The organism is Kutzneria sp. NPDC052558 (assembly GCF_044547355.1).
Taxonomy (GTDB): Bacteria; Actinomycetota; Actinomycetes; order Mycobacteriales; family Pseudonocardiaceae; genus Kutzneria.
In genome coordinates this window covers 42,943-69,027 of the sequence record NZ_JBIUAG010000019.1, presented here as the reverse complement: position 1 = coordinate 69,027, position 26,085 = coordinate 42,943, and the positions used below count along the sequence as shown (strand labels likewise).

Annotated in this window: 22 protein-coding genes; 1 reads left to right on the top strand and 21 read right to left on the bottom strand. The window is 71.9% G+C overall.

Annotation, left to right across the window (positions count from 1 at the left end; translation table 11 throughout):
• Positions 1–118: 118 nt before the first annotated feature.
• The 11 genes from ACIG5F_RS30175 to ftsZ all read right to left on the bottom strand — a co-directional run bounded on the left by ACIG5F_RS30175 (position 119) and on the right by ftsZ (position 11,627).
• A complete protein-coding gene (locus ACIG5F_RS30175; protein ID WP_396523235.1) occupies positions 119–1,603 on the bottom strand; it encodes a potassium/proton antiporter in 1,485 nt (494 codons plus the stop codon).
• Between the two features lie 107 nt (positions 1,604–1,710).
• Positions 1,711–1,965 carry a DUF167 domain-containing protein gene (locus ACIG5F_RS30170; protein ID WP_396523233.1) on the bottom strand — a complete coding sequence of 85 codons (255 nt, stop codon included), beginning with the start codon at positions 1,963–1,965 and terminating at the stop codon, positions 1,711–1,713.
• Positions 1,962–2,510 carry a TetR/AcrR family transcriptional regulator gene (locus tag ACIG5F_RS30165; RefSeq protein WP_396523231.1) on the bottom strand — a complete coding sequence of 183 codons (549 nt, stop codon included), beginning with the start codon at positions 2,508–2,510 and terminating at the stop codon, positions 1,962–1,964. Before ACIG5F_RS30165 ends, ACIG5F_RS30170 begins: the two co-directional genes overlap by 4 nt.
• A gap of 129 nt (positions 2,511–2,639) precedes the next feature.
• Positions 2,640–5,759, bottom strand: a complete 3,120-nt coding sequence (ileS, locus tag ACIG5F_RS30160; protein ID WP_396523228.1) for an isoleucine--tRNA ligase — start codon at positions 5,757–5,759, stop codon at positions 2,640–2,642.
• Positions 5,760–6,045: 286 nt separating this feature from the next.
• On the bottom strand, positions 6,046–6,675 hold the full coding sequence (locus ACIG5F_RS30155; RefSeq protein ID WP_396523226.1) for a hypothetical protein: 630 nt from the start codon (positions 6,673–6,675) through the stop codon (positions 6,046–6,048).
• Positions 6,676–6,801: 126 nt separating this feature from the next.
• On the bottom strand, positions 6,802–7,605 hold the full coding sequence (locus tag ACIG5F_RS30150) for a DivIVA domain-containing protein (RefSeq protein WP_396523224.1): 804 nt from the start codon (positions 7,603–7,605) through the stop codon (positions 6,802–6,804).
• Positions 7,606–7,675: 70 nt separating this feature from the next.
• Positions 7,676–7,972 carry a YggT family protein gene (locus ACIG5F_RS30145; protein ID WP_184866210.1) on the bottom strand — a complete coding sequence of 99 codons (297 nt, stop codon included), beginning with the start codon at positions 7,970–7,972 and terminating at the stop codon, positions 7,676–7,678.
• A 19-nt stretch (positions 7,973–7,991) separates the two neighbouring features.
• Positions 7,992–8,648 (bottom strand): cell division protein SepF, encoded by a 657-nt coding sequence (locus ACIG5F_RS30140; protein WP_396523222.1) that lies wholly within the window; start codon positions 8,646–8,648, stop codon positions 7,992–7,994.
• A gap of 68 nt (positions 8,649–8,716) precedes the next feature.
• Positions 8,717–9,448, bottom strand: coding sequence for a YggS family pyridoxal phosphate-dependent enzyme (locus ACIG5F_RS30135; protein WP_396523220.1), 732 nt, complete (start codon positions 9,446–9,448; stop codon positions 8,717–8,719).
• Positions 9,445–10,143, bottom strand: a complete 699-nt coding sequence (gene pgeF, locus ACIG5F_RS30130; protein ID WP_396523218.1) for a peptidoglycan editing factor PgeF — start codon at positions 10,141–10,143, stop codon at positions 9,445–9,447. The genes ACIG5F_RS30135 and pgeF overlap by 4 nt, the downstream gene beginning before the upstream one ends.
• A gap of 158 nt (positions 10,144–10,301) precedes the next feature.
• Complete coding sequence (gene ftsZ, locus ACIG5F_RS30125; RefSeq protein ID WP_396523216.1) at positions 10,302–11,627, bottom strand: cell division protein FtsZ; 1,326 nt, start codon at positions 11,625–11,627, stop codon at positions 10,302–10,304.
• A gap of 439 nt (positions 11,628–12,066) precedes the next feature.
• Here ftsZ and ACIG5F_RS30120 point away from each other — a divergent pair, with 439 nt between their 5' ends.
• A complete protein-coding gene (locus ACIG5F_RS30120; RefSeq protein ID WP_396523214.1) occupies positions 12,067–13,173 on the top strand; it encodes a pyridoxal-phosphate dependent enzyme in 1,107 nt (368 codons plus the stop codon).
• Between the two features lie 78 nt (positions 13,174–13,251).
• Here ACIG5F_RS30120 and ACIG5F_RS30115 read toward each other — a convergent pair whose 3' ends face one another.
• The 10 genes from ACIG5F_RS30115 to ACIG5F_RS30070 all read right to left on the bottom strand — a co-directional run bounded on the left by ACIG5F_RS30115 (position 13,252) and on the right by ACIG5F_RS30070 (position 25,848).
• The gene (locus ACIG5F_RS30115) at positions 13,252–14,367 is read right to left on the bottom strand and encodes an FtsQ-type POTRA domain-containing protein (RefSeq protein ID WP_396523212.1); all 1,116 of its coding nucleotides are present in this window, start codon (positions 14,365–14,367) and stop codon (positions 13,252–13,254) included.
• Positions 14,368–14,446: 79 nt separating this feature from the next.
• Complete coding sequence (gene murC / locus ACIG5F_RS30110) at positions 14,447–15,817, bottom strand: UDP-N-acetylmuramate--L-alanine ligase (protein WP_396523210.1); 1,371 nt, start codon at positions 15,815–15,817, stop codon at positions 14,447–14,449.
• Entirely contained in the window at positions 15,814–16,896 is a 1,083-nt protein-coding gene (murG, locus tag ACIG5F_RS30105; RefSeq protein ID WP_396523381.1) for an undecaprenyldiphospho-muramoylpentapeptide beta-N-acetylglucosaminyltransferase, read from the bottom strand. The genes murC and murG overlap by 4 nt, the downstream gene beginning before the upstream one ends.
• 14 nt (positions 16,897–16,910) lie before the next feature.
• Positions 16,911–18,380, bottom strand: a complete 1,470-nt coding sequence (locus ACIG5F_RS30100) for an FtsW/RodA/SpoVE family cell cycle protein (RefSeq protein WP_396523208.1) — start codon at positions 18,378–18,380, stop codon at positions 16,911–16,913.
• Entirely contained in the window at positions 18,377–19,732 is a 1,356-nt protein-coding gene (gene murD, locus ACIG5F_RS30095; protein ID WP_396523206.1) for a UDP-N-acetylmuramoyl-L-alanine--D-glutamate ligase, read from the bottom strand. Before murD ends, ACIG5F_RS30100 begins: the two co-directional genes overlap by 4 nt.
• Complete coding sequence (gene mraY / locus ACIG5F_RS30090; RefSeq protein WP_396523204.1) at positions 19,729–20,820, bottom strand: phospho-N-acetylmuramoyl-pentapeptide-transferase; 1,092 nt, start codon at positions 20,818–20,820, stop codon at positions 19,729–19,731. Before mraY ends, murD begins: the two co-directional genes overlap by 4 nt.
• On the bottom strand, positions 20,817–22,286 hold the full coding sequence (gene murF / locus ACIG5F_RS30085; protein ID WP_396523202.1) for a UDP-N-acetylmuramoyl-tripeptide--D-alanyl-D-alanine ligase: 1,470 nt from the start codon (positions 22,284–22,286) through the stop codon (positions 20,817–20,819). The genes mraY and murF overlap by 4 nt, the downstream gene beginning before the upstream one ends.
• Positions 22,283–23,806: a UDP-N-acetylmuramoyl-L-alanyl-D-glutamate--2,6-diaminopimelate ligase gene (locus ACIG5F_RS30080; protein WP_396523200.1), complete on the bottom strand. Its 1,524-nt coding sequence runs from the start codon at positions 23,804–23,806 to the stop codon at positions 22,283–22,285. Before ACIG5F_RS30080 ends, murF begins: the two co-directional genes overlap by 4 nt.
• Positions 23,807–23,855: 49 nt before the next feature.
• The gene (locus tag ACIG5F_RS30075) at positions 23,856–24,344 is read right to left on the bottom strand and encodes a hypothetical protein (protein ID WP_396523198.1); all 489 of its coding nucleotides are present in this window, start codon (positions 24,342–24,344) and stop codon (positions 23,856–23,858) included.
• A gap of 133 nt (positions 24,345–24,477) precedes the next feature.
• A complete protein-coding gene (locus tag ACIG5F_RS30070) occupies positions 24,478–25,848 on the bottom strand; it encodes an FAD-binding oxidoreductase (protein ID WP_396523196.1) in 1,371 nt (456 codons plus the stop codon).
• Positions 25,849–26,085: the final 237 nt, after the last annotated feature.

Here is a 26,085-nt window from a genome sequence, read left to right as displayed (position 1 = left end):
GGCCGGCGACAACCCGGTCGACGTCCAGGTCCACCGAGGGCGATGCTGAACACGGTGCCGCTCAAGGATTTTGTCGGCAGCGTGACCTCGTCGCCCCGGCTCCACCGGCCGTTCCACCTCAGTCGGTGCCGGACTCGCCCTTCCACTTGGCGAACCGGCCGGCGCGGTCCACCGCCCTGATTCTTCGCTCCGCGGCGTCGCGGGCGGTTTCGGTGGCCACCACCAGCAGCTGATCGTCCTCCTGAAGCCGGGTGGTGGAGGTGGGGGTGAAGCCGGCCTCGCCGCGCACGATGAGGCTGATCGAGGCCCCGGTCGGCAGCCGCAGCTCGGACAGGTAGACGCCGTGCAGCTTGGAGCCGGCCTGCACCTTCACCTGGAGCAGTTCGGCCCCGAGGGTGTCCAGCGGGGCCGAGTCGACCTCGATCTCCTGGGCGTCGGTGGACCCCTTGATCAGCCCCAGCCAGCGGCCGATCAGCGGCAGGGTCCCGCCCTGCACCAGGGTCAGCACGACCACGAGCACGAAGACCACGTCGACCAGGTGCTGCGCGCCGGGAACGCCGTTGGTCAGCGGGATCAGGGCCAGCACGATGGGCACGGCGCCGCGAAGCCCGGACCAGGACAGGAAGACCTGCTCCCGCCACTTGATCCTGAACGGGGTCATGGACAGCAGCACCGACAGCGGCCGGGCCAGCAGCAGCAGGACCGCCCCGGCGACCAGGGCCGGGATCAGGGCGCTGACCAGCCGGTGCGGCGAGGCGAACAGGCCGAGTAAGACGAAAAGGCCGATCTGGGCCAGCCAGCCAAGGCCCTCGGCGAACGAGAGCGTGTCGGACCGGTGCGGCAGCCGGGAATTGCCCAGCACCAGGCCGGTCACGTAGGTGGCCAGCAGGCCGGAGGCGTGCAGGATGTCGCCGGTCGCGTAGGCCAGCACGCACATCGCGACCGTGGCCACCGGGTACAGGCCGGTGGCCGGCAGCGCGGCCCGCCGCAGCGCCATCGCCCCGAGCCAGCCGACGATCACGCCGACCGCGGCGCCGGCGGCCAGCTCGTAGACGACCAGCAGCGGCGTGGTCCAGCTGACCGGATCGCCGGCCACGAGCAGCACCACGGCGATGAACACCGGCGCGTCGTTGAGGCCGGACTCCAGCTCCAGCGCGCCGACCAGCCGCTTGCTGACGCCGACCCCGCGCAGCACGCTGAACACGGCGGCGGCGTCGGTGGAGGACAGCACCGCGCCCCACAGCAGGGCGGTCCGCCAGTCCAGGCCCAGCAGCAGGTGCAGCGCCGCGCCGGTGACCGCGACGCTGACCAGCACGGCCACAGTGGACAGTGCGATTCCCAGCCCCAGCGACCTTTTCACGTTCGACCACCGAGTGGTGAGTCCGCCCTCGGCCAGGATGAGGACCAGCGCCGCGATGCCGAGCGACTGGGTGAGCTCGGCGTTGTCGAACCGGATGCCGAAGCCGGCCTCGCCGATCAGCAGGCCGATGCCGAGATAGAGCAGCAGGGACGGCAGGCCCAGGCGCACCGACAGGCGGACGGCGACCACGGAGAGCAACAGCACCACCGCACCGATACCAAGCGCAGTCGATAGATCGGCCATCCCACCTCCCGGATGTCACCTGTCCGCGTGAACATTGTGCGTGACGATCACGGAAATGTACTAATCGGCCACTTTGGATGTCCACAATAGACAGTGTGAACCGGCTGCTATGCTAGAAGTTCGCGCAATCGCTCGAAAGCATCGGGAAGTTCCACGATCTTGTCGCGGCCGCGCTCCCCGGACACGATCACCACGTCCTGACGGCGGATGCCGAATGCGCCGGCCAGCGCCTTGCGCACGGCCTCATTGGCCTTGCCCTCCACCGCGGGCGCGGTGACCGCCACCACCAACGCCCCGTTGCCCCACACGCCGCCGACGGCTTCCCGTCGTGCGCCGGGTTTTACGCGCACAGCGAACCTCATCGGGTGGTCATCAGCTGGAAAGCGCTGCGCGCGTAGGCCACCCGGTTGTCGATATCGACTCCACGGCGGTCGATCTGCACGTGGCCGAGCAGGAAGGTGTGCATCTGGAGCGCGCGGTCCCGGGCGGCGTCCGGCTCGAAGCCCATCGCCGCCAGCCGGGACTCCAGCAACGCCAGCCGGCCCTCGCTCAGCCGCCGCATCGCCGCCGCCACCTGCGGGTCGTCGGTCGCCGCGATCATGGCGAACTCGATGTCGTTCTCCGGGCGGTCCACGATCACCCGGCTGAAGATCAGCCACAGCTGCTCGTCCGGCGGCCGCTCCACCGCGGCGAACGCGGTCATGCCGCCGACGATGTCCCCGGTCCAGCGGTCCAGCGCCGCCTGTAGCAGCGCCTCACGACTCGGGAAGTGCCAGTACGCGCTGCCCTTGGTCGCCCCCAGCCGCTGCGCGAGCGGCTCCACCGCCAGCGCCGCCACGCCCCGCTCGGCGATCATCTCCAGGGCGGCGAGGACCCAGTCGTCCTTCGTCCGGCGCTTCCCGGCCACGATTCCATACGCTACCGTATGGATATGTTCCGTACGGCAGCGTATGGAGCAAGGTGAGGGGGAGCACGGGCTACACAGTTGTGGCGACCCCGGTGCCATGGGGGTGACCGGGGTCGCCATCCCCTCCGATCAGGCCTTGGCCACCAGCACGGTGACCTCGCCGCCGTCGCCGACGGCCCCGCTGACCCCGCTGCCCACCGGCCCGTAGGCCACCGCGTCGGCCAGGGTCTCCGAAGCCAGGAACGCCTCGTGCGTCCGCACCGCGGCCACCACGTCCTCGGCCGCCGAGACGGTCAGCGTGATCCGGTCCGACACGTCCAGGCCGGCGTCGCGACGGGCCTGCTGCACCACGCGGACCACGTCCCGGGCCACCCCCTCGGCGGCCAGCTCGCCGGTGACGGCCGTGTCCAGCACGACCAGGCCGGCCCCGCCGGGCAGCGCCGCCGTCGCGGCCGGGTCGGTGGCCACCAGGCGCTGCTCGTACTCGCCGGGCAGCAGGTCGATGCCGGCCGCCGACACCGAGCCGTCCTCGGCCGTGGTCCACTCGCCGGCCTTCACGGCCTTGATCACCTTCTGCACCGCCGCGCCCAGCCGCGGCCCGCAGGCCCGAGCGTTCACGGTCAGCTGGAACTGGCCGTAGGCCGCCACGTCGGTGGTCAGCTCGACCGCCTTCACGTTGACCTCGTCGCCGATCAGCCCGACGAACGGCCGCAGCGCCTCGGCGTCCGGCGTGGCCACCACCAGCCTGGCCAGCGGCAGCCGCACCCGCAGCTTGTTGGCCTTGCGCAGGGACAGCGCCGCCGAGCAGACCTGCCGCACCTCGTCCATCGCCGACACCAGCGCCGCGTCCGCCGGCACCTCGTCGGGCTTGGGGAAGTCGGCCAGGTGCACCGAGCGACCGCCGGTCAGGCCCCGCCACACCGACTCCGTGGTCAGCGGCAGCAGCGGCGCCGCCACCCGGCTCACCAGCTCCAGCACGGTGTGCAAGGTGTCGACCGCGTCCTGCTCGCCGGCCCAGAACCGGTCCCGGGAGCGTCGCACGTACCAGTTGGTCAGGACCTCCAGGAAGTCGCGCACCGCGAAGCACGCGCCGGCCAGGTCGTAGTTGTCCAGCGACTCGGACACCGCGACCACCAGGTCGTGGGTCTTGGCCAGCACGTACCGGTCCAGCACGTGCTCGCTGTCCACCCGCCACGTGCCCTGCACCCCGGCCGCGTTGGCGTACAGCGCCAGGAAGTACCAGGAGTTCCACAACGGCAGCACGGCCTGGCGCACCGAGTCGCGGATGCCCCGCTCGGTGACGACCAGGTTGCCGCCGCGCAGGATCGGGCTGGACATCAGGAACCAGCGCATGGCATCCGAGCCGTCCCGCTCGAACACCTCGTTGACGTCCGGGTAGTTGTTCAGCGACTTGGACATCTTCTGGCCGTCGTCGCCGAGCACGATGCCGTGCGCGATGCAGTTGCGGAACGCCGGCCGGTCGAACAGGGCGGTGGCCAGCACGTGCATGTTGTAGAACCAGCCACGGGTCTGCGCGCTGTACTCGACGATGAAGTCGCCGGGGTAGTGGTTGTCGAACCAGTCCGTGTTCTCGAACGGGTAGTGCACCTGGGCGAACGGCATCGAGCCCGACTCGAACCAGCAGTCCAGCACCTCCGGCACGCGACGCATGGTCGACTTGCCGGTCGGGTCGTCGGGGTTGGGCCGGGTCAGCTCGTCGATGACCGGGCGGTGCAGGTCGGCCGGGCGCACGCCGAAGTCCCGCTCCAGCTCGTCCAGCGAGCCGTAGACGTCGACCCGCGGGTAGGCCGGGTCGTCGGACATCCACACCGGGATCGGCGAGCCCCAGAACCGGTTGCGGGAGATGTTCCAGTCCCGGGCGTTGGCCAGCCACTTGCCCATCTGGCCGTCCCGCACGTGGTCGGGCACCCAGTTGATCTCCTGGTTGAGCTCGACCATGCGGTCCCGGAACTTGGTCACCGCCACGAACCAGGACGACACCGCCCGCTGGATCAGCGGCGTGTCGCAGCGCCAGCAGTGCGGGTAGGAGTGGTCGTAGGTCTCGTGCCGCAGCAGCACGCCCCGCTCGCGCAGGTCCTTGATGATCGGCTTGTTGGCCTCGAACACCTGGAGGTCGGCGTACGGCGGCACCTCGGCGGTGAACCGGCCGCTGGCGTTGACCGGCACCACCGGCTCGATGCCGGCGGCGTCGGTGACCACCTTGTCGTCCTCACCGAAGGCCGGCGCGATGTGCACAAGGCCGGTGCCGTCCTCGGTGGTCACGTAGTCGGCGGCCAGGATCTGGTGGGCGTTCTCCCGGCCGGCGAAGAAGTCGAACACCGGGGTGTAGCGGCGGCCCAGCAGCTCCGTGCCCTTGAACCGGGCCAGCACCGTCGGCTCCTCGCCCAGCTCGCGGGCGTAGACGCGCACGCGGGCCTCGGCCAGCACGTACTTCTCCCCGTTGGCCTCGACCGTCACGTAGTCGACGTCGGGGTGCACCGCGATGGCCAGGTTGGACGGCAGCGTCCACGGGGTCGTCGTCCAGATCAGCGCCAGCTCGCCGGACTCCAGGCGCATGCCGACCGTGACCGCCGGGTCCTGCCGGTCGCGGTAGGTGTCGTCCATGCGGGTCTCGGAGTTGGACAGCGGCGTCTCGCAGCGCCAGCAGTACCAGAGGACACGGAAGCCCTCGTAGACCAGGCCCTTGTCCCACAGGGTCTTGAAGGCCCACATGACGCTTTCCATGTAGTCCAGGTCGAGCGTCTTGTAGTCGTTCTCGAAGTCGACCCAGCGGGCCTGGCGGGTGACGTAGTCGCGCCACTCCTGGGTGTAGCGCAGCACCGAGGTGCGGCAGGCGTCGTTGAACTTGTCCACACCCAGGGCCTCGATCTCGGCCTTGGACGAGATGCCCAGCTCCTTCTCGGCCCGGAACTCGGCCGGCAGGCCGTGGCAGTCCCAGCCGAAGCGCCGCTCCACGTGGCGGCCGCGCATCGTCTGGTAGCGCGGCACCACGTCCTTGGCGTAGCCGGTCAGCAGGTGGCCGTAGTGCGGCAGGCCGTTGGCGAAGGGCGGGCCGTCGTAGAAGACAAACTCGTTGCCGCCGTTCTCGCCGGCCGGGCGGTCGTCCACGCTGGCCTGGAACGTGCGGTCGGCGCCCCAGTAGTCCAGGACCGCGGTCTCCAGCTGCGGGAACGAGGGCTGCGCGGGCACGCCGCCGCCGTCGGTGAACGATTCGAGTGGATAGGCCATCGGTGCTGCTCCTCGCGGTCCCGTCGTCCGTCGTGACGGGGACGACACGCCTGCCGGCGCACCGCGGTACCACCCCGATTGCCGCCGAAGCGGCCGCTCGTTTGCGGGCTGTGACGGGCCCACCCGTCCGGTTCTACTGAGGCCCCGGCAGGGCCCGTTCTTCCGGAGGCTCCCCGGTGATGGCCGGATCAACACCTGTGCTGCTGTGTCAAGCCTAACGCGAGCCGGCAAATCGCTTCCGGCCCCCACCGGATCGGGGGAAGCGGGTATCTGGCTGAGGGCGGCGTCAGTCCCGGCCGGCCCGGGTGGCCGCCGCGAGGGTGGCGTCGGGGGCGCAGCGGGCGCAGGGGGTGAACCCCAGTTGCCGGGCTTCGTTGACCGGCAGCGGGATGGTCGGGCGGTCGCCGAGCCATGCGCACGATGCGAGGTGGTAGCGGGGGCGCTCGTCGAGCACGAGCACCTCGTCGGTCAGCTCGGAGACGACCAGCGCGTCGGCCGCGTCGGTGTCCTCTTCTCCGGGTTCTCGCTGATCATCACGATTCGTGCCGATCTGGACACCCCCGGTGGCAGGGCTGTCAAGATCACCTGTAGCCTGCGATTCTCCCGGTCCACCCTCGTCTTCCTGGGGGTCCGCATCAGATTCGTCGTCTCCGCCGTCGACGATCGGCTCGGCGGCAGCAGTGCTCGCGACGGCGTCCGGGCGCGCCTGGGCGCGGCGCCGGCGCTGCCAGTCCACGAGCAGCACCACGGCGCCGACGACGCTGAGCGCGACCGAGCCCCAGGCCCACTGGGTCTGGGTGGACACGAGCGCGACCACCAGCAGCGCGAAGGCGGCCAGCACGCACAGCAGCACGACGTAGAGCAGCCCGGAAGACCTTCCGGGGCTACCCGACGACGCTGTGTTGTTCGACGACACGCAGCGACCCTACGACACCACCCAGCCGTTCACGGCGGAACGACGCGGGCCGATGTCGAGCGACCGGCGCGTGCCATCGCCGGCAGACCCCAGCGACTGGCCTGCCCGCGGAGAATCAGATCCGACTCACCCAGCCTCGGCGCGGGCGCCGAACGTGTAGCCACCGCTCTGGCGTCCCTCGGAGGGAGCGGCCGAAGTGCGGTCGTTGAGCTCGGCCAGCTGGGACTCCAGCAGGCTCTTGAGCCGGGTCCGGTACTCGCGCTCCATCGTGCGGAGCATGTCGATCTTCTTCTCCAGCGCGTTCTTCTCCTGGGTGATGTTGCCCATCACCTCGGCGTGCTTGCGCTGTGCGTCGCGGTCCAGGGCCGCGGCCTTCTCCCGGGCGTTGCGCTCCAGGGTCTCCGACCGGGTCCGGGCGTCGTTGAGCATGGTCTCGGCCCGGGTGCGGGCCTCGTTGACCATGGTGTCGGCCTTCGCCCGCGCCTCGGAGAGCAGCTGCTCGGACTTGGTGCGGGCCTCGGCCAGCATCGAGTCCGCCTCGCCCTTGGCCTCACCGGTGAGCCGGTCGGCCATCTCCTGGGCCAGCCCCAGGACCTTGGCCGCCTGCACGTGGTGGTCGCCACCGGGCGTGGTCTGCTCCATCACCGACGGCGGCGGGACGGAAGCGAGGCGACGGGGTTCCTCGCGGCCGGACATGGGGCCGGAGCCGACCTTGCTCCGGGCGTCGTCCAGGTCGGCGCGCGCGGCCTCCAGCTGGGAGTCCAGCTGCTCGACCTGGGCGCGCAGGTCGGAGTTCTCCTCGATCAGACGGGCCAGCTCGCCCTCAACCAGGTCGAGGAAGGCGTCAACCTCGTCCTCGTTGTAGCCCCGCTTCCCGATAGGAGGCTTGCTGAACGCGACGTTGTGCACGTCAGCGGGGGTCAACGGCATCAGATCACCTCACGGCAGTCACGACTGTTGCGGCACCGGGATCCCCGTCACCCGGGCTGCGTCAGCCGCATCAGGATGTATGCGTCAGTTGCAGACTCAGTTGCATCAGTATGTACACGACCAGGAACACGACCATAATCGATAGGTCCAGCCCGACGCCCCCGATCCGTACCATCGGTATCACGCGACGGGCCAACCGGACCGGAGGGTCTGTCACTGTGTAGATGGTCTCCAGCGTGACCGCAACCCCTCCGGCGGGTCGCCACTCCCGGGAGAACGCCCGGACGTACTCCACGACCAGGCGTGCCGAGAGCAGCAGCCAGAAGAAGAACAGCACGTAGTAGACGACCACGAAGACCGGTTGCACGCCACCACTGTGCCACCTGTCATGACTTGGGCAGGAAGCCACCCTCCGCGAGGCGCCTCCGGTCCTCGGCGGTCACGTCGGTGTTCGGCGGTGAGAGAAGGAACACCTTGTTGGTGACCTTGTCCATGCTGCCGCGCAGCGCGAAGGCCAGACCGGCGGCGAAGTCGACCAGCCGCTTGGCGTCCGCGTTGTCCATATCGGTCAGGTTGATGATCACCGGCGTGCCGTCCCGGTAGTGCTCGCCGATGGTCCGCGCCTCGGTGTAGCTGCGCGGGTGCAGGGTGATGATCTTGGCCAAGGGGTGTGCCACCGGATCCTGGGCCGGCCGCAGGCGCGTGACCGGCTCGTGCTTGGGCTCGACCGCGAGCGCGCCGTGGGTCGGCGCCTCGGTCGCCCAGCTGCGGCGGCCGCGCGACCGGTCCTCGGGCAGCTCGTAGCCGTCCTCGTCGTAGTCGGCGCGGTAGGACGAGCGGGCCGACAGCGTGCTGCCGGCCGGGCGCCGCCGACCGCTCGAGTACCGATCGTAGTCGCCCTCGTCGGCGGAACGATCATCGCGGGTGCGGTCGTGGTAGTCGTCCCGGTAGTCGGCGACGTAGCGGCCGTCCTCGTCGTAGCCGTCCAGGTCGTCGGCCGGCACCATCCCGAAGTAGGCCTTCAGCTTCTGAAGTGCGCTCATGCCCGACCCTTCCTCCGCGACTCCCCGACGAACTGGACGCGCGACGACGCGCCCGGGTTCCCCGCCGCCTACGGCGAGGCTAGCCCTCTGTACCCCAGCAGGCCCGTTCCGACACGCACGCATGTGGAACCCTGCCCGATCGCCACCGCCAGGTCGCCGCTCATCCCGGCGGACAGCTCGACCGCCGCCGGATGATCGGACCGAACCCTGGCGGCCGCCCTGGACAAGAGTTCGAACGCCGCCCGTGGATCCATCGACAATGGTGCGACTCCCATCACACCGCGCAAGATCAGTTCACCCGATCGGGCTACCTCGTCCGCGAGTTCCAGCAGTCCCGACAGCGGTACGCCACCGCGCTCGGTGTCCCCGTCCAGACTGGCCTGGATCAGCACGCTGAGCGGCTCGGAGCGGCTCCCCCTGGTCCGGGCCCCGGCGACGGCCTTGGCGAGCGCAGCGGCGAGCCTGGGCGAGTCCACCGACTGGACCTCGTCCGCCCATCCCACGATCGAGCGAGCCTTGTTGCGCTGCATCCGGCCCACCATGTGCCACCGGACGGGCGTGTCGGGCAGCGCCACGGCCACCTCGGCCGCCTTCGGGGCGGCCTCCTGGTCCCGGTTCTCGGCGAAATCGGTCACGCCCAGCCCGGCCAGCAGGATCGCGTCGGAGGCCGGGAAGGTCTTGGTGACGGCCAGCAGCTTCACCTCTTCGGGGCTGCGTCCGGCTTCCCGGCACGCCTCGGCGATCTGCTCCCGGACGTTGGCCAGCCCGGCCGCGAGCTGGGCGCGGCGCTCCTCGGTCACGCGTCGATCCAGGTCACGGCGGCCAGCCGGCCGGTCTTGCCGTCGCGGCGGTGGCTGAACAGGGTCTTGTCCTCGACCGTGCACCTCGGGTCCACGCCGATCCTGGCCACGCCCAGGCCGGCGAGCTGGTTCCACAGGCCGGCCCGCAGGTCCAGGGCCGGCGTGCCCTTGCGGGACTTGGTGGCGCTGCCCGGCAGATGGGCCTCCACGTCGTCGCGCATCGCCGCCGGCACCTCGTAGCACTCGCCGCAGACGCTCGGCCCGAGCAGCACCTCGATGCGTTCGGCCTTGGCCCCGGCCTCGACCATCGCCGCCACCGCCGCCGGCACCACGCCCACCCGGGCCCCGACCCGGCCCGCGTGCACCGCCGCCACCACGCCGTTGTCGGCGTCGGCCAGCAGCACCGGCACGCAGTCGGCGACCAACGCCACCAGCGCCAGGCCCGGCCGGGCGGTGACCAGGCCGTCGGTCGCCTCGGCCGGCTCGGCCAGCGGGCCGGCCACGGTCGTGACGGTCCGGCCGTGCACCTGCTCCATCCACACCAGGTGGTCCACGCCCAGCTCCCGGCTCAGGCGCTCCCGGTTGGCCCGCACCGCCGACGGCTCGTCGCCGACGTGATCACCCAGGTTGAACGACTCGTAAGGGGCCTTGGACCGACCGCCGGCCCTGGTCGTGACGACTCGACGAACACGCATGACCCGATTCTCCCCGCTCCCCCTGCTCCGCACGTGAGTGGCTTACTTGCGCCCACAGCCCACCTGAGCCACTCAGGTGCCCCCCAGACGCACGTGAGTGGCTCATTTCGCTTCTGAAGCGAAATGAGCCACTCACGTAGAAAAAAAGGGCGGCGGGGTCAGCGGCGCATGAAGGGGGGGACGTCGACCTCGTCGTCGGGGTCCTCGGGCAGCGGCACGGCCCGGGAGGGCAGCGAGCCGCGGTGCTCCGACGAGGAGGGGTAGCCGTTGCCGGGCCGGCTGACCGGGGGCAGGCCGGAGCCCTGCTGGGGGCTCGGCTGCTGCTGGTAGCCGGAGTTCGGCGGCACCGCCGTGTAGCCGTTGGAGGACGGTTGGGTGTGGTGCTGCTGCACCGGCGGCGGGGGCGGGGCGACCGGCTGCTGCGCCTGGGGCTGCGGGGCCGGAGTGCTGAGCTGACCGGACTCGGCGACGGCGGTGGCCGTGCTGGGCCGCGGGGGCGAGGTCAGCGCGGTCGGCTCCAGCTTCTTGTGGGTCGGTCCGCCGCTGTCAAAACCCGCCGCGATCACCGTGACCCGGACCTCGTCGCCGAGGGAGTCGTCGATGACCGTGCCGAAGATGATGTTGGCGTCCGGGTGGGCGGCCTCCTGGACCAGCGACGCCGACTCGTTGATCTCGAACAGGCCCAGGTCGGAGCCGCCGGCGATGGCCAGCAGCACGCCGTGGGCGCCGTCCATGGACGCCTCCAGCAGCGGCGAGTTGATCGCCTTCTGGGCGGCCTGCACGGCCCGGCCCTCGCCGCGGGCGGAGCCGATGCCCATCAGCGCGCTGCCGGCGCCGGACATGACGCTCTTCACGTCGGCGAAGTCCAGGTTGATCAGACCGGGCGTGGTGATCAGGTCGGTGATGCCCTGGACACCGGACAGCAGCACCTCGTCCGCGGAGCGGAAGGCGTCCATCAGGCTCACGCCCACGTCGCCGAGCTGGAGCAGCCGGTCGTTGGGGATCACGATCAGGGTGTCGCACTCGTTGCGCAGCTGGGTGATGCCGTCCTCGGCCTGCTTGGCCCGGCGCTTGCCCTCGAAGCTGAACGGCCGGGTGACCACGCCGATGGTGAGCGCGCCGAGCTTGCGGGCGATGGAGGCGACCACCGGCGCGCCGCCGGTGCCCGTGCCGCCGCCCTCGCCGGCGGTCACGAAGACCATGTCGGCCCCCTTGAGGACCTCCTCGATCTCCTCCCGGTGGTCCTCGGCGGCCTTGTGCCCGACCTCGGGGTTGGCGCCCGCGCCGAGGCCGCGAGTGAGCTCGCGGCCGATGTCCAGCTTGACGTCCGCGTCGGACATCAGCAGCGCCTGCGCGTCGGTGTTCACCGCGATGAACTCGACGCCCTTGAGCCCGACCTCGATCATGCGGTTGACGGCGTTGACGCCGCCGCCGCCGATGCCGACGACCTTGATCACCGCGAGGTAGTTGTGCGGGGGCGTCATCGGATCCGCCTTCCTGATCGTGGTACTCGAGCTCTCGTCCTGCGGTGGTCACCTTCCCGTCCTGGCCGCCCCCGGCCAGGCTCCGGTCAAACCCTCGACCTCAACCAGAGGCTTCAAGTTATGTCAACCCCGACATTGGGGTGGACGGTATGCACCGCAGGTGCGACGGTCCAGCAGCCACGCCGAACACGGACCCAGGTCTTCGACGGCCGACCGTCGGCCGCCCCTCAATCAGGCATGTCCCCGAGTGCGGCATCCACGCCGAACCACGCACTGCAGAGCGTAGTCTGTGCGGCCGCCGCCCGTGTGCCGTGGGGCGAGGTCCGGCGCCTTCCCGGACATCGGGGCCGCACTTGCGGAATACGCCGCGACGGCGTTCTTGACGGAGATCACCTCGCCGCCGCCCGCGATCACGGTGGGTAGCCAGTACAGTGGCTTCGTGCCTGGTCCCGTGCGTGTCTGCCCCGAGTGCGGGCGGCAGTTCGAGTTCACCGATCCGGCGTGGCGCTGCTGCGGCGTGCCGATGCGGCTGGCCGCGCCGCCCGCGGCCCCGGTGGCGCTGGCCGAACTGGCCGGTCGACCGCTGACCACCTGGCGTTACGCCGAGGCCCTGGGCGTGCCGGCCGACCTGTGGCGGACGGCCACGCTGGGTGAGGGCATCACCCCGCTGCTGCCGGCCGGCGACGACATCTCCGTCAAGGTCGAGTACGCCAGCCCGACCCTGTCGTTCAAGGACCGCGGCGTGGTGCTGCTGCTGGCCCAGGCCCTGGCCGCCGGGGCATCGCGGGTGATCGCCGACTCCAGCGGCAACGCCGGCACGGCCGTGGCCGCGTACTCGGCACGGGTCGGGCTGCCGGCCGAGATCTTCGTGCCCGAGAACACGTCGCCGAAGAAGATCGCGCAGGTCAGGGCCCATGGCGCGGTGGTCAACCTGGTGCCCGGCAACCGGGAGGCGACCGCCGCCGCGGCCGTCGCGGCGGTCGAGCGGGGCGGGGTGTTCTACGCCAGCCACGTCTACAACCCGGTGTTCCACCTGGGCACCGCGACCTACGCGTTCGAGGTGTGGGAGCAGTTGGGCGGGCGGCTGCCGGACACCTTCGTGCTGCCCGTGGGCAACGGGACCTTGGTGCTCGGAGTCACCCGAGCGGTGGCAGGGTTGCTGGCGGCCGGGCGGATCCCGAAGGCCCCGCGGATCGTGGCCGTACAGGCAGCCAACTGTGCACCGTTGTCTGCCGCTTGGCGCACCGGCTCCCCGACGCCGCTGGCCGTGGACGCCCGGCCGACTCTCGCCGAGGGCATCGCCATCGCCGCCCCGGCCCGTGGCGCGGAAATCCTTGCCGCCGTGGACGAATTCGCCACCGTGACCGAGGAGCAGCTGCTGGCCGGCCGGGCCGAACTGGCTCGCAGCGGGTGGTACGTCGAGGACACCGCCGCGGTCTGCTGGGCCGCCGCCCGCGCCGCCGTCGGCGCCTGGGGCGAGGTCGTCGTCCCCCTCTCCGGCGCCGGCCTCAAAACCGGCTGGACCCCCGCGAGTCGCCCCAGCTGAGTCAACACCGCGCGTCACACCGAATTGATGAAACATTTTCATCAATTCGGTGTGACTGTGGGCGGGACTCGCCGGGTCTCAGGGGTTGGAGATGGTGGCCAGCTGGGGGCTGGAGACGTCGTAGACCTTGCCGGGCTGGGTCATCAGGGCGGTGAGGACGCCGGCCTTGCGGGTGGAGTCGGCCACGCCGCCCCAGCGGACCTGACGGCCGGCCGACAGGGCCAGCACCACCGAGTTGGGGGACTTCGCCGACACCGACAGGACCTCGGCCCGGATCTTGTCCGGCACCGCCGTCAGGACCTGGACCACGGCCACCGCCGTCGGGTCGCTCGGGTCCGAGCGCGGCAGCTCCAGCTCCGGCAGGCCGGCCGGCGCGGCCGAGACCGTGGCGAAGTCCTTGGCCGTGTGGTCGATCAGGTGCGCGCCGTCCGGGGCCTTGATCACGCCGACCGCGACCCGCTCGGCCACGTCGATGCGCACCGTGCCCGGCCAGGAGCGGGAGACGTTGACCGAGGCCACCCGGTTGAGCTGGGCCACCCGGTCGCGGATGCCGGCCAGGTCGATCGTCAGCATCGGCGAGCCCGAGCTCACCGACGCCGCGTCGAGGACCTGCTTCTGGCTGAGGTCCTTGGTGCCCAGCACCTGCACCGACCGCACGCCCAGCAGCGGCGTGAAGTAGACGCCGTACAGCAGGCCCATCGTGCCCAGGACCAGGGCCAGCGCCACGATCCGCCGCCGCATGATCTTGGCTCGGCCCGGGCCACGCCGCCGCGACCGCACCCGCTCGGCCCGCCGCACCCGAGCCGAGATCGGACGCTCGGAGGAGGGGCGGTCCGGCCGGTCCACGGCACGCCGGTCGGCGGCGGGCCGGGACGAACCGGCGCGCTGGGCGGCGGTCCGCCCGGAACCGGCGCGATCAGCGCCGCCGCGGTCCGGAGCAGGCCGAGCGGAGCGGGCCCGTCCCGAGCCGGCACGCTCCGAGCCCGCACGGTCCGCAGAGGAGCGGTCCGAGTCGGCACGGTCGGCGCCGGGGCGAGCGGATCGGTCCGAGCTCAGCTGGTCCGGAGCCGAGCGGTCGGAGGCGGATCCGTCCGCGGCGGGGCGGTCCGGGGCGCCGGTGCGCTCGGTGGCGGCCCGGTCGGGTCGGGGCCGCCTGCGGGCCGGCCGCTCGGGCGGCCCCGCCTCCTCGGTCAACTCGCCTCCACAGTCACAGAGCCACGATCACTGCGCCGCAATCACCGGACGCCGGCCATGGATTCCGCCGCACCGACGATCACCCGGCCGGGGTGACGGCGGTGAGGATCTCGGGGCCGAGCATGGTCACGTCGCCGGCCCCCATGGTCAGCACCAGGTCGCCGGGCTTGACCAGGCCGGCGACCAGGGCCGGCACGCGGTCGAAGGACGGCTCGTAGTGCACGGCCCCCTCGGGCAGGGTGACGGCGTCGGAGACCAGGGCCCCGGTGACGCCGGGCATGGGGTTCTCCCGGGCGCCGTAGACGTCCAGCACGACGACCTCGTCGGCCAGGCCGAGGGCCTCGCCGAACTGCACGGAGAACTCCCGGGTCCGCGAGTACAGGTGCGGCTGGAAGATCACCAGCAGCCGGCCGTCGCCGGCGACGGGCCGGGCGGCCCGCAGGGCGGCGGTGACCTCGGTGGGGTGGTGGGCGTAGTCGTCGTACAGGCGAACCCCGGCGACCTTGCCCTTGAACTCGAACCGCCGCCGCACCCCGCCGAAAGCGGCGAGCCCGGTCAGCAGACCGGCGAGGGGCGCGCCGAGTTCGAGGCCGGCGAGCAGGGCGGCGACGGCGTTGGCGGCCATGTGCGCGCCGGGCACGGCGGTCCGCACCTCGACCCGCTCACCGTCGATCTCCACCACGGCGAGGCCGCCGGTCTCGACCGGCTGGTACGACAGGATCCGCGCGTCCGGCCCCTCGGCGCCGTAGCGCCGGACCCGCACGCCGAGCTTCTCGGCCCGGTCGGCCAGCGCGGCCGAGCCGGGGTCGTCGGTGCAGGCCACGAGCACGCCGTCGGGCTCGATCCGCTGCACGAAGGCGTCGAACACGCCGACGTAGGCCTCGACGGTGCCGTGGTGGTCGAGGTGGTCGGCCTCGACGTTGGTGACGACGGCGACCGCCGGCTCGAACACCAGGAACGAGCCGTCGCTCTCGTCGGCCTCGGCCACGAACACGTCGCCGCTGCCATGGTGGGCGTTGGCCCCGGACTCGTTGAGGTCGCCGCCGATGGCGAACGACGGGTCGAGCCCGCAGTGCTGCAACGCCACCGTGAGCATGGACGTGGTGGACGTCTTGCCGTGGGTGCCGGCGATGCACGCGGCGCGGCGGCCGACCATGAGCGACGCGAGGGCCTGCGACCGGTGCAGCACGGTGATGCCGCGCGCCTTGGCCTCGACCAGCTCCGGGTTGTCCTCCTTGATGGCGCTGGACACCACCATGGTCTGGGCGTCGCCCAGGTGCTCGGCGGCGTGGCCGAGTTCGATGCGCGCCCCCTGCGCCCGCAGCGCGAGCACGGTGCGCGAGTCCTTGGCGTCCGAGCCGGACACCTCGACGCCGCGGGCCAGCAGGATGCGGGCGATGCCGCTCATGCCGGCGCCGCCGATGCCGACGAAGTGGATGGGCGGCTTCACTTGTTCACCACCGACAGCACCATCTGGGCCAGCACGTCGGCGGCGACTCGGTGGCCGCCGTTGCGCGCGGCGTTGCTCATCACGGCCAGCCGGGTGCGGTCGCCGACCAGCGGCAGGATCTCCTCGACGACCCGCTCCGAGGTGAGGTCCTCGTCCTTGATGAGCAGGCCGCCGCCGGCCTCCACGATCGGCAGGGCGTTGAAAGCCTGCTCGCCGTTGCCGATCGGCAGCGGCACGAACACCGCCGGCAGCCCGACCGCGGACACCTCGGCCACGGTCATCGCGCCGGAGCGGCACAGCATCAGGTCGGCGGCCGCGTAGGCGAGATCCATGCGCTCCACGTACGGCACGGCGACGTACGGCGGCGCGCCCGGCACCTGCTGCACCACGAGCGAGTTCTTGGGGCCGTGGGCGTGCAGCACGCTCACGCCGGCGCGCGCGAACGCGGCGGCGGCGTTGGACACGGCGTTGTTGAGCGTCCGGGCGCCCTGCGAGCCGCCGGAGACGAACAGCACCGGCGCGGTCGGGTGCAGCCCGAAGAACTGGCGGGCCTGGGCCCGCAGCGCGGCCCGGTCCAGGGAGGTGATGGAGTGCCGCAGCGGGATGCCGATGACCTGGGCGTCGGGCAGGCCGGAGCCGGGCACCGCGGCGGCCACCTTGACGGCGAACCGCGCGCCGACCTTGTTGGCCAGGCCGGCCATGGCGTTGGCCTCGTGCACGACGATCGGCACCTTGCCGCGGGCGGCCAGGTAGGCCGGCAGCGACACGTAGCCGCCGAAGCCGACCACCACGTCGGCGTGCACCCGGTCCAGCACCGCCTTGGTCTGCTTGATCGCCTCGCGCACCTTGAGCGGCATCTTGAGCAGGTCGGGCGTGGGCTTACGGGGCATCGGCACCGGCGGGATCATCTCCAGCTGGTAGCCGCGGGCCGGCACGATCTTGCTCTCCAGGCCGCGCGCCGTGCCCAGCGCGACCACCCGGGCGTCGGGGCGGGCCCGCATCACGGCGTCGGCCAGTGCCAGCGCCGGCTCGATGTGCCCGGCGGTCCCGCCGCCCGCGACGACAACGCAGGGGCCCATCCGGTCTGGGGCGGTCAACGCCGTCCTCCTTCTGTCGAGCGTCCGTGTCCGGAACGCCAGGCGCTGCGCCGCCGGTACTCGGTCGGCGGCGCAGAGCGGTGCACCCGTCGCCGCTCCTCGGGCGAGGGCGCGGCGGCCCGGCTGCCACCGGTGCTGCGCCCAGTGCCCCGAGGAGCACTGCCGCGCGGCGGTGTCGATGGTCGCACCGGCTTGCGCCGGGCCGACGGCCGGTACGGCTCGGGCGCCGGCAGGCGCAGCAGCCCGCCGACCCGGCCGGGGCCGAGCGAGCGCAGCGCCGCCACCGCGTCCGGCTCGTTGCGGGCGCAGTTGGCGAGGATCCCGAACGCCATCATGGTTATCACGATCGAGGTGCCACCCGCCGAGATCAGCGGCAATGTGATTCCCGTGACGGGAAGCAACCCGATCACGTAGCCCACGTTGATGGCCGCCTGGCCGACCACCCACGCGGTCAGCGCGGCGGCCACCAGCCGGATCCACGGGTCGGTGTTGCGGGCGGCGATGCGCAGGCCGACCACGGCCAGCATGGCGAACAGGCCCAGCACGACCAGCGCGCCGACGAAGCCGAGCTCCTCGCCGATGAGGGCGAAGATGAAGTCGTTCTGGATGTTGGGCAGGTAGTTGAACTTGGCCGCCCCCTGGCCGAGGCCGCGGCCGAACAGGCCGCCGTCGGCCAGCGCGTACAGCGCCTGAAGCGGCTGCTGGCCGGCGCCGAGCGGGTCCGCGCCGGGGTTGAAGAACACCAGCAGGCGGTCGTTGCGGTAGCCGCTGCCCAGCGAGGACACGACCACCGCGGCGGCCGCGCTGCCCAGCACCACGGCGAACAGCCGCATCGGCGCGCCGACGTACCAGAGCAGGGCCAGCAGCACGATGCCCAGGCTCACGGTGCTGCCGAGGTCGGGCTGCAACATGATCAGCGCGAACAGCACCAGGGAGACCGGCACCAGCGGCACCAGCAGGTGCCGGTACTGGCTGAGCAGGGCCCGCTTGGTCACGAGCACGTGCGCGCCCCACAGGGCCAGCGCCACCTTGGCCAGCTCCACCGGCTGGAAGGACAGCGAGCCGAGGGTGAACCAGGAGTGCTCACGGCCGTTGGCCCCGGAGCCCAGCGGTGTCAGCACCAGCGCCAGCAGGCCGCCGGAGATCAGCAGCAGCGTGGGGCTGAACTGGCGCAGCCAGCGCAGCGGGACGCGCAGGCCCAGGTAGAAGCCGATCAGGCCGAGCGTGTCCAGCAGCATCGGCTTGCCGAAGCTGGACAGCGTGGTCTTCTGCGCGTCCTGCACCGCCGACGCGGACAGCACCATCACCAGGCCGATCACCGCGAGCAGGCCGAACACGGCCAGCAGCAGGTGGAACGACGCGAGCGGCCGGCCCAGCCACGCGGTCAGGCCCTGCCGCAGGGCGGAGACCCGGCTCGTGCTCCGCGTCCGGCGGGCGGTCCGCTCCTTGGCCGGCGCGGTGGTCATGTGGGCAGGCCGAGCCGGGCCAGCACCGCGTCGGCGAACGCCCGGCCGCGGTGCCCGTAGTCGGTGAACATGTCGAGGGACGCGCCCGCCGGGGCCAGCAACACGACATCACCCGGACGTGCCATCGCACCGGCCAGGTCGACCGCACTCGTCATGGCGCCATCGTCTCCCGCGGTCACCAGCCGGACCGGGACATCCGGCGCGTGTCGCGCCAGCGCGGCGGCGATCACGTCCCGGTCCTGCCCGATCAGCACGGCCCCGGCCAGCCGGGGCGCGGCCTCGGCCACCAGCTCGTCCACGGAGACGCCCTTGAGCTGGCCGCCGGCGATCCAGACCACGCGGTCGTAGGCCCGGATGGACGCCGCGACGGCGTGCGGGTTGGTCGCCTTGGAGTCGTTGACGTAGGTGATGCCGCCCAGCTCGGCGACCACGGCCGCGCGGTGGGCCGCCGGCCGGAAGGCCCGCAGCCCGTCGGCCACCGCCTGCGCCGGCACGCCGTACGCCCGCGCCACCGCCGCCGCCACCAGGGCGTCGGTCAGTCCGGGCGCGCCGTTGGGGGTGACGTCCCTGGCCTCGACGAGGTCGTCGGCGCCGAATGCGCGGTCGACCAGCTTGCCATCCAGGATGCCGAGCTGGTCGTCAAGGGGCTCGTCCAGGGTGACGCCGACCTTGCGCGGCGACGGCGAGTTCACCAGCAGCTTGGCCACGTACGGGTCGTCGACGCCGCCGATGGCCACCGCCCCGGTCAGCACCCCGGCCTTGGCCTGCGCGTAGGCCTCCATGGTGCCGTGCCAGTCCAGGTGGTCCTCGGCGATGTTGAGCAGCGCCCCCGCGGCCGGACGTACCGACGGGGCCCAGTGCAGCTGGAAGCTGGACAGCTCCACGGCCAGCACCTCGGGCCCGCTCTCCATGGCCTCCAGCACCGGCAGGCCGATGTTGCCGCAGGCGATGGCGTGCACGCCGGCCGCCTTGAGGATCGACTCCAGCATGCCGACGGTGGTCGTCTTGCCATTGGTGCCGGTGACGACCAGCCAGGCCGGCGGATCGTCCAGCCGCTGGCACAGCCGCCAGGCCAGCTCCACGTCGCCGATGACCTCGATGCCGGCCTCGGCCGCGGCGACCAGCAGCGGCGAGGTCGGCTTCCATCCCGGCGCGGTGACCACCAGGTCGGTGCCGGCCGGCGGCTCGGTCAGGCCGGCGACCAGTTCCACGCCGGTGGCGGCGAGCTTGGCCAGCCGGTCGGCGCTGCCGTCGGTGACCGTGACGTGCGCGCCTTCGGCGACCAGCGCGCGCACCACCGAGGGACCGGTGACGCCGGCCCCGGCGACGAGAACCCTCTTGCCGGTGATCATCCGCTCAGACTCAGCCAGTCGCTGTAGAACAGACCAAGGCCGAACATGCAGCAGATGCCGCCCAGCAGCCAGAATCTGATGATCACCGTGGTTTCGGCCCAGCCGGCGAGCTCGAAGTGGTGATGGAACGGGGCCATCCGGAACAGTCGCCGCCGGGTGGTGCGGAAGGCGGCGATCTGGCTCGAGACCGAGACCACCTCGACCACGAACAGGCCGCCGATGATGATCATGAGCAGCTCGGTGCGGGTGACCATGGACAGGCCGGCCACCAGGCCGCCCAGCGCCAGCGAGCCGGTGTCGCCCATGAAGATCTTGGCCGGGGCCGCGTTCCACCACAGGAAGCCGATGCAGCCGGCCATCGCCGAGGCCGCCACCAGGGCCACGTCCAGCGGGTCGCGCACGATGTAGCAGCCGAGCGAGGTGACCGTGGCGCAGTTCCAGCGGAACTGCCAGAACGAGATGATCACGTACGAGCCGAGCACCATGGCCGAGGTGCCGGCGGCCAGGCCGTCCGCGCCGTCGGTCAGGTTGACCGCGTTGGACCAGGCGCTGACCACGGCGTAGCAGAACACCACGAAGCCGACGGTGCCGAAGGAGATCACCGACACGTCGCGCACGAAGGACAGGTTGACCGAGGCCGGGGTGATGCCGTCCCGGTTGGCGAACTGCACCGCCAGCAGGGCGAAGGTGATGGTGGCGACGAACTGGCCGACCAGCTTGGCCGTGGCGTTGAGGCCGAGGTTGCGCTGCTTGCGGATCTTGATGAAGTCGTCCAGGAAACCGACCAGGCCCAGCGCCGAGGTCAGGAACAGGATGAGCAGGCCGGTGATGCTGATCGGCACGTCGGCCTGCGAGGAGCTGCGGGCCATGTAGCTGTAGAGGTGGGAGACCAGGTAGCCGGCCCACATCGCGACCAGGATGGCGACGCCGCCCATGGTGGGCGTGCCGCGCTTCTTCTGGTGGCTCTGCGGTCCTTCCTCGCGGATCTCCTGGCCGAAGCCCTGCCGGGAGAACACCCGGATCAGGTAAGGCGTGAGCAGGATGGACACGACCAGCGCGACGGCGGCCGCGACCAGGATGTTCTTCATGTGTTGAGCAGCTCCTCGGCGACCCGCCACAGGGCCTCGGACTTGGACGCCTTGACCAGCACGACGTCACCGGCTTGCAACTCGTCTCGCAGCAGGGCCACGGCCGCGTCCACGTCCGGCACCAGCACCGACTCCTGCCCCCAAGAGCCTTCCAGATGGGCCCCCTGGTGCATCGGCCGGGCCTTCTCGCCGATCACGACCAGCCGGTTGATGTCCAGCCGCACGGCCAGCCGCCCGATCTCGTCGTGCGCGCTCACGTGGATGTCGCCGAGCTCGGCCATGGTGCCCAGCACCGCCCAGGAGCGGCGCTGGCGGCCGCCGGCCCGGGCCATCTGGGCCAGGCTCTTCAGCGCCGCCCGCACCGACTCCGGGTTGGCGTTGTAGGAGTCGTTGACGAAGGTGACGCCGTCGGCCCGGGTCCGCACGTCCATGCGACGCTCGGACACCCGCTCCGCGTTGCCCAGCCACTGCGCGACCTGCTCGACGGTCGCGCCCAGCTCCAGCGCGACCGCGACGGCCGACAGGGCGTTGCCGACCTGGTGCTCGCCGTGCACGCCCAGCGTCACGTCGGCCTCGCCCTGGGGCGTGATCAGGTGGAAGCTGGCCCGGGCCTCCTCGTCGAGCACGATGTCGGTGGCCCGGATGTCGGCCTTCTCGTCCTCGCCGACCATCACGACACGGGCCTTTGTCCGGCTGGCCATGGCGGCGACCAGCGGATCGTCGGCGTTGAGCACGGCCAGGCCGTCCTCGGGCAGGGCCTCCACCAGCTCGCCCTTGGTCTGGGCGATGCCCTCGCGGGAGCCGAACTCGCTCAGGTGCGCGGTGCCGACGTTGAGCACCACGCCGATGCGCGGCGGGGCGATCTCGCACAGCGCCGCGATGTGGCCGAGGCCGCGGGCGGACATCTCCAGCACGAGGTGCCTGGTGTCGCGGTCGGCCCGCAGCACCGTCCACGGGTGGCCGAGCTCGTTGTTGAACGAGCCGGGCGGGGCGACGGTCGTGCCGAGCGGGGTCAGCACCTGGCCGATCAGGTCCTTGGTCGAGGTCTTGCCGGACGAGCCGGTGACGCCGACGATCACCAGGTTGGGCAGCCGGTCGGCGACGAGGCGGGCGATCTTGCCCAGCCCGGCCAGCACCGCCATCCCGGAGCCGTCCTTGTCCCCATGCAGCACGAAGGCGCGGGAGTGGCCCTCGGCGGCCGGCGGCACGATCACCGCCGGGGCGTCGACCTCGCGGGCGGCCAGCACCGCGACGGCGCCCTTCTCGACCGCCTGCGCCGCCAGGTCGTGACCGTCCACGCGGGCGCCGGGCAGCGCCACGTACAGGCCGCCCTCGGTCATCACGCGGGTGTCGAACTCGACCGTGCCGGTGATCTTCATCTCGCCGGTATGCCCAAGATCGCCATCAGGACTGTGCAGGCGTCCGCCGACCGCGTCGGCGATCTCGCGCAGCGTCAACTCGATCACTTGGCCACCTCCGCGATGGCCGCGGTCAGCTCGTCCCGATCGGAGAACGGGTGGATCACTCCGGCGACCTCCTGTCCGGTCTCGTGTCCCTTGCCGGCGACGATCACCACGTCGCCGGGGCGGGCCTGTCCGACGGCGTGCCGGATGGCCGCGCGGCGGTCGGCGATCTCCACCACCGTGTCCCGCCGGTCGGCCGGCACGCCGGCGAGCATCTGCGCCCTGATGTCAGACGCGTTCTCGCTGCGGGGGTTGTCGTCTGTGACGATCGTCAGGTCGGCGCGGACCGCCGCGGCCTCGCCCATCAGCGGGCGCTTGGCCGCGTCGCGGTCGCCGCCGCAGCCCAGCACCACCAGCACGCGGCCCTCGGCCCGGGCCCGCACCGCGTCCAGGGCCAGCGCCACCGCCGCCGGCTTGTGCGAGTAGTCGACCACCGCGGTGAAGTCCTGGCCGAGGTCGACCCGCTCCATCCGGCCCGGCACCTGCACCTTGGCCAGGCCGACGGCGATCGCCTTCTCGTCCACGCCGATCGCGTCCAGCACGGCGATCGCGGTCAGCGCGTTGGCCACGTTGTAGGAGCCGGCCAGCAGGATCTCCACCGCCAGCTTGCGGCCGTGGCCGTGCGCGTAGAACGTCTGCGAGCCCGACCGGGACACCACGATGTCGCTGGCCGTCCAGGTCGCGTCGTGCGCCGTGGACACGGTGATGGTGGACGGTTTCACCAGCCGTTCACCCCACGGCGTGTCCGTGCAGACCACCTCGACCTCGGCCCGGCCGTCGAACAGCTTCGCCTTGGTCTGGAAGTAGTCCTCCAGGTCGGGGTGGAAGTCCAGGTGGTCCTGGGAGAGGTTGGTGAAGGCGCCGGCCGCGTAGTGCGTGCCGCCGACGCGGCCCAGGGCCAGGGCGTGGCTCGACACCTCCATCGGCACGTGCGTGACGCCCTTCTCCAGCATCACCGCGAACAGCGCCTGGAGATCCGGGGCCTCCGGGGTGGTCAGCGCGCTCTCGATCCGCTCGCCCGCGATGCGCAGCTCCACGCCGCCGACCAGGCCCGTGCTCAGGCCCGCCGCGGCGAGGCCCGCCTCCAGCATGTACGTGGTCGTCGTCTTGCCCGAGGTGCCGGTGACGCCCAGCACCTTCAGCTTCCGCGACGGTTCTCCGTACACCGTGGACGCCGCCGCGCCGAGGACCGCTCGGGGGTCGTCGTGCACCAGCACCGGCACGTCCTTGAGGGACTCTCGCTCCGCGCCGGCCTGGTCGGTCAGCACCGCGACCGCGCCCGCGCGCAGCGCCTCGTGGACGAAGTCCGCCCCGTGGGCCCGTGAGCCCGGCAGCGCGGCGAACAGATCGCCCGGCCGCACATGCTGGGCGCGCAGGGTCACGCCCGTGACGGGCTGAGCGCTCTCGGCGTGGTCCAGCCGCGCCCCGATGGCCGCGGCCAGCCGCTCGGGCGCGGTTGGCTCGATCTTGCTCGGGCGGGGCGGGGCGACTGCGACCTTGCCCGGTAGTGAGTTGGCAGGCACGCGCGAGAGGCTACCGGCGCACCCTGCGCGACCGGCCACGCCCCTGTCATCAGGGCGTAGATGATGATCTTGTACTGTCCGCTCCGATCGGCTTCGGCAGGACCAGGCCGGGCTTGGGGGCGGCGAGGATCAGGCCGACCACGGCCAGGAATCCGGCGGCCAGCACCGCGTGATAACCGGCCGTGACGCCGAGCGGGCCGGGCATCTGGATCAGGGAATGGCCGCCGCGGCGCATGGTTTCGTACTCGCCCGTCCGCCACCAGCCCAGCGCCGTGCCGGCGGCCATCACGTGCCAGCCGGCGTAGAGGATCGAGGCCTCCAGCAGCAGGAGCCAGGTCCGCGGCCGGCGCCTGGTCCGCCACGCCAGGTAGACCCCCGGCAGCGCCGGGACCAGGCCCATGGCCAGCAGAAACGCCAGGAACACGGCGTCCCCCGGGCCATCGGCGGGCGAGAGCGTCCCCACCACCCAGAATCCGCCCGCCAGCTGCGTCCACCCCAGCCACCACGCCACCCGCGCCGCGTTCCCCAAACCCACCATCGTCCCTCCCGGCCCCCAATCCTGCCAGCCGAACCGCACGGAAGGGGGCTTTCCTTCACTCGGAGTGGAGGAAAGCCCCCTTCCACGCGATGGTTTGGGGGCGAACGGTCAGGTCTAGGCGTGAAGCGGGGGGTCAGCCGAGGGCGGGTTTGATGTTGCCGTTGTGGTGGAAGACGTTGTCGGGGTCGTAGGCGGCCTTGACACGGGCCAGGCGCTCGTACTTGACGGGGCCGTAGGTGAGGCGGACCCGGTCCTGCTCGTAGTCGGCCATGAAGTTCACGTAGCCGCCGGTGTTGCTGGCGTGGGGCAACAACTTCTCCCAGTAGTCACGCACCCACACGCGGTCGGCGGCGAGCAGCTCGGGGCTGGGGCAGATGGCGGTGAGCCCGACGACGAAGCCGGTGCGGCGAGTGCCGCCGAAAGCGGTGGCGTGGTCGGGAACATCGGCGTAGGCGCCGCTGAGCAGGGCGATGGGGGTGGCGGACAGCGGCGAGGCCTTGCCGGGCAGGTTGGCCACCAGCACGTCGATCAGCCCGTCGCTGAGGTCCTCGGCATAGACGGACTTCTCGTACGCGAAGTTGCCGCGATACCCGATGCCGTCGAGGGACTTCTGCAGCTCGGTGTACGGCAGCGGCGTCACCATCTCCCACAGCGGCGGCAGCGTGTCGCGAACCCGTTGGGCCAGCTCGGAAAACGCGGCGGTGCCGGCGAATCCGGCCAGCATCACGCCGTAGCCGAGCTTGCCGTGGTGTTCGGCCGGCACGAACGGGGCGGGCGGCGCGGTCATGCCGACGATCATCAAGCCGCCGCCGTCGAGCGTGGGCACGAGATCGCGGGCCAGCCGCAGGGCCTGCGCGCCGCGTTCGACCTCGAAGAAGAACAGTCCCATGTCGACCAGCGGCCCGACCGGGTGCAGCCGGTACTCGAATTCCGTTACCACGCCGAAGTTTCCGCCGCCGCCACGCAACGCCCAGAACAGGTCCGGATGCGACTGGGCGCAGGCGCGCACCACCCGGCCGTCGGCCAGCACGACCTCGGCGGAGATCAGGTTGTCCACCGACAGGCCGTGTTTCCCGGTCAACCAGCCGAATCCGCCGCCGAGCGTGAGGCCGCCGATGCCGGTGTCGCTGTAGGTCCCGGCCGGCACGGCCAGACCGTGGGCCTGGGTGGCGGCGTCGAGATCGGCGTTGGTGGCGCCGCCGCCGACCCGCGCGGTCCGGTTGACCGGATCGACGTGCACGGTGCGCAGCCCGCCCAGGTCGATCAGCAGCGCCCCGTCGGCCACGGCCGCGCCGCCGAGATTGTGACCGCCACCGCGGACGGTGACCTCGAGGTCGTTGGCGCGGGCGTAGGTCAGGCAGGCGGCCACGTCGGCCGGGCCGGTGACCTGGGCGATGATCGCCGGCTTGCGGTCGATCTCCCCGTTCCAGATCTTGCGGGCGTCGTCGTAGCCCGCGTCGCCGGGGACCAGCTGCGGGCACGGCACATCGGTGATGGGCGGCATGGCCGACATCATGGGGCTGAACCGTCACGGCGGCGTCACGCGTAGCAACAGGCGGACGATCTCCCCGCGACAGAAGGGAATTCCATCGTGTTCGACGATGCCAACAACTGGTGAGGTCTAACGGCGGTGGGGGGGGGGGGGCCCCCCCGCCCCCCCCCCCCCCCCCCCCCCCGCCCCCCCCCCCCCCCCCCCCCCCCCCACACCCCCCGCCGCCCCCCCCGCCCCCCCCCCCCCCCC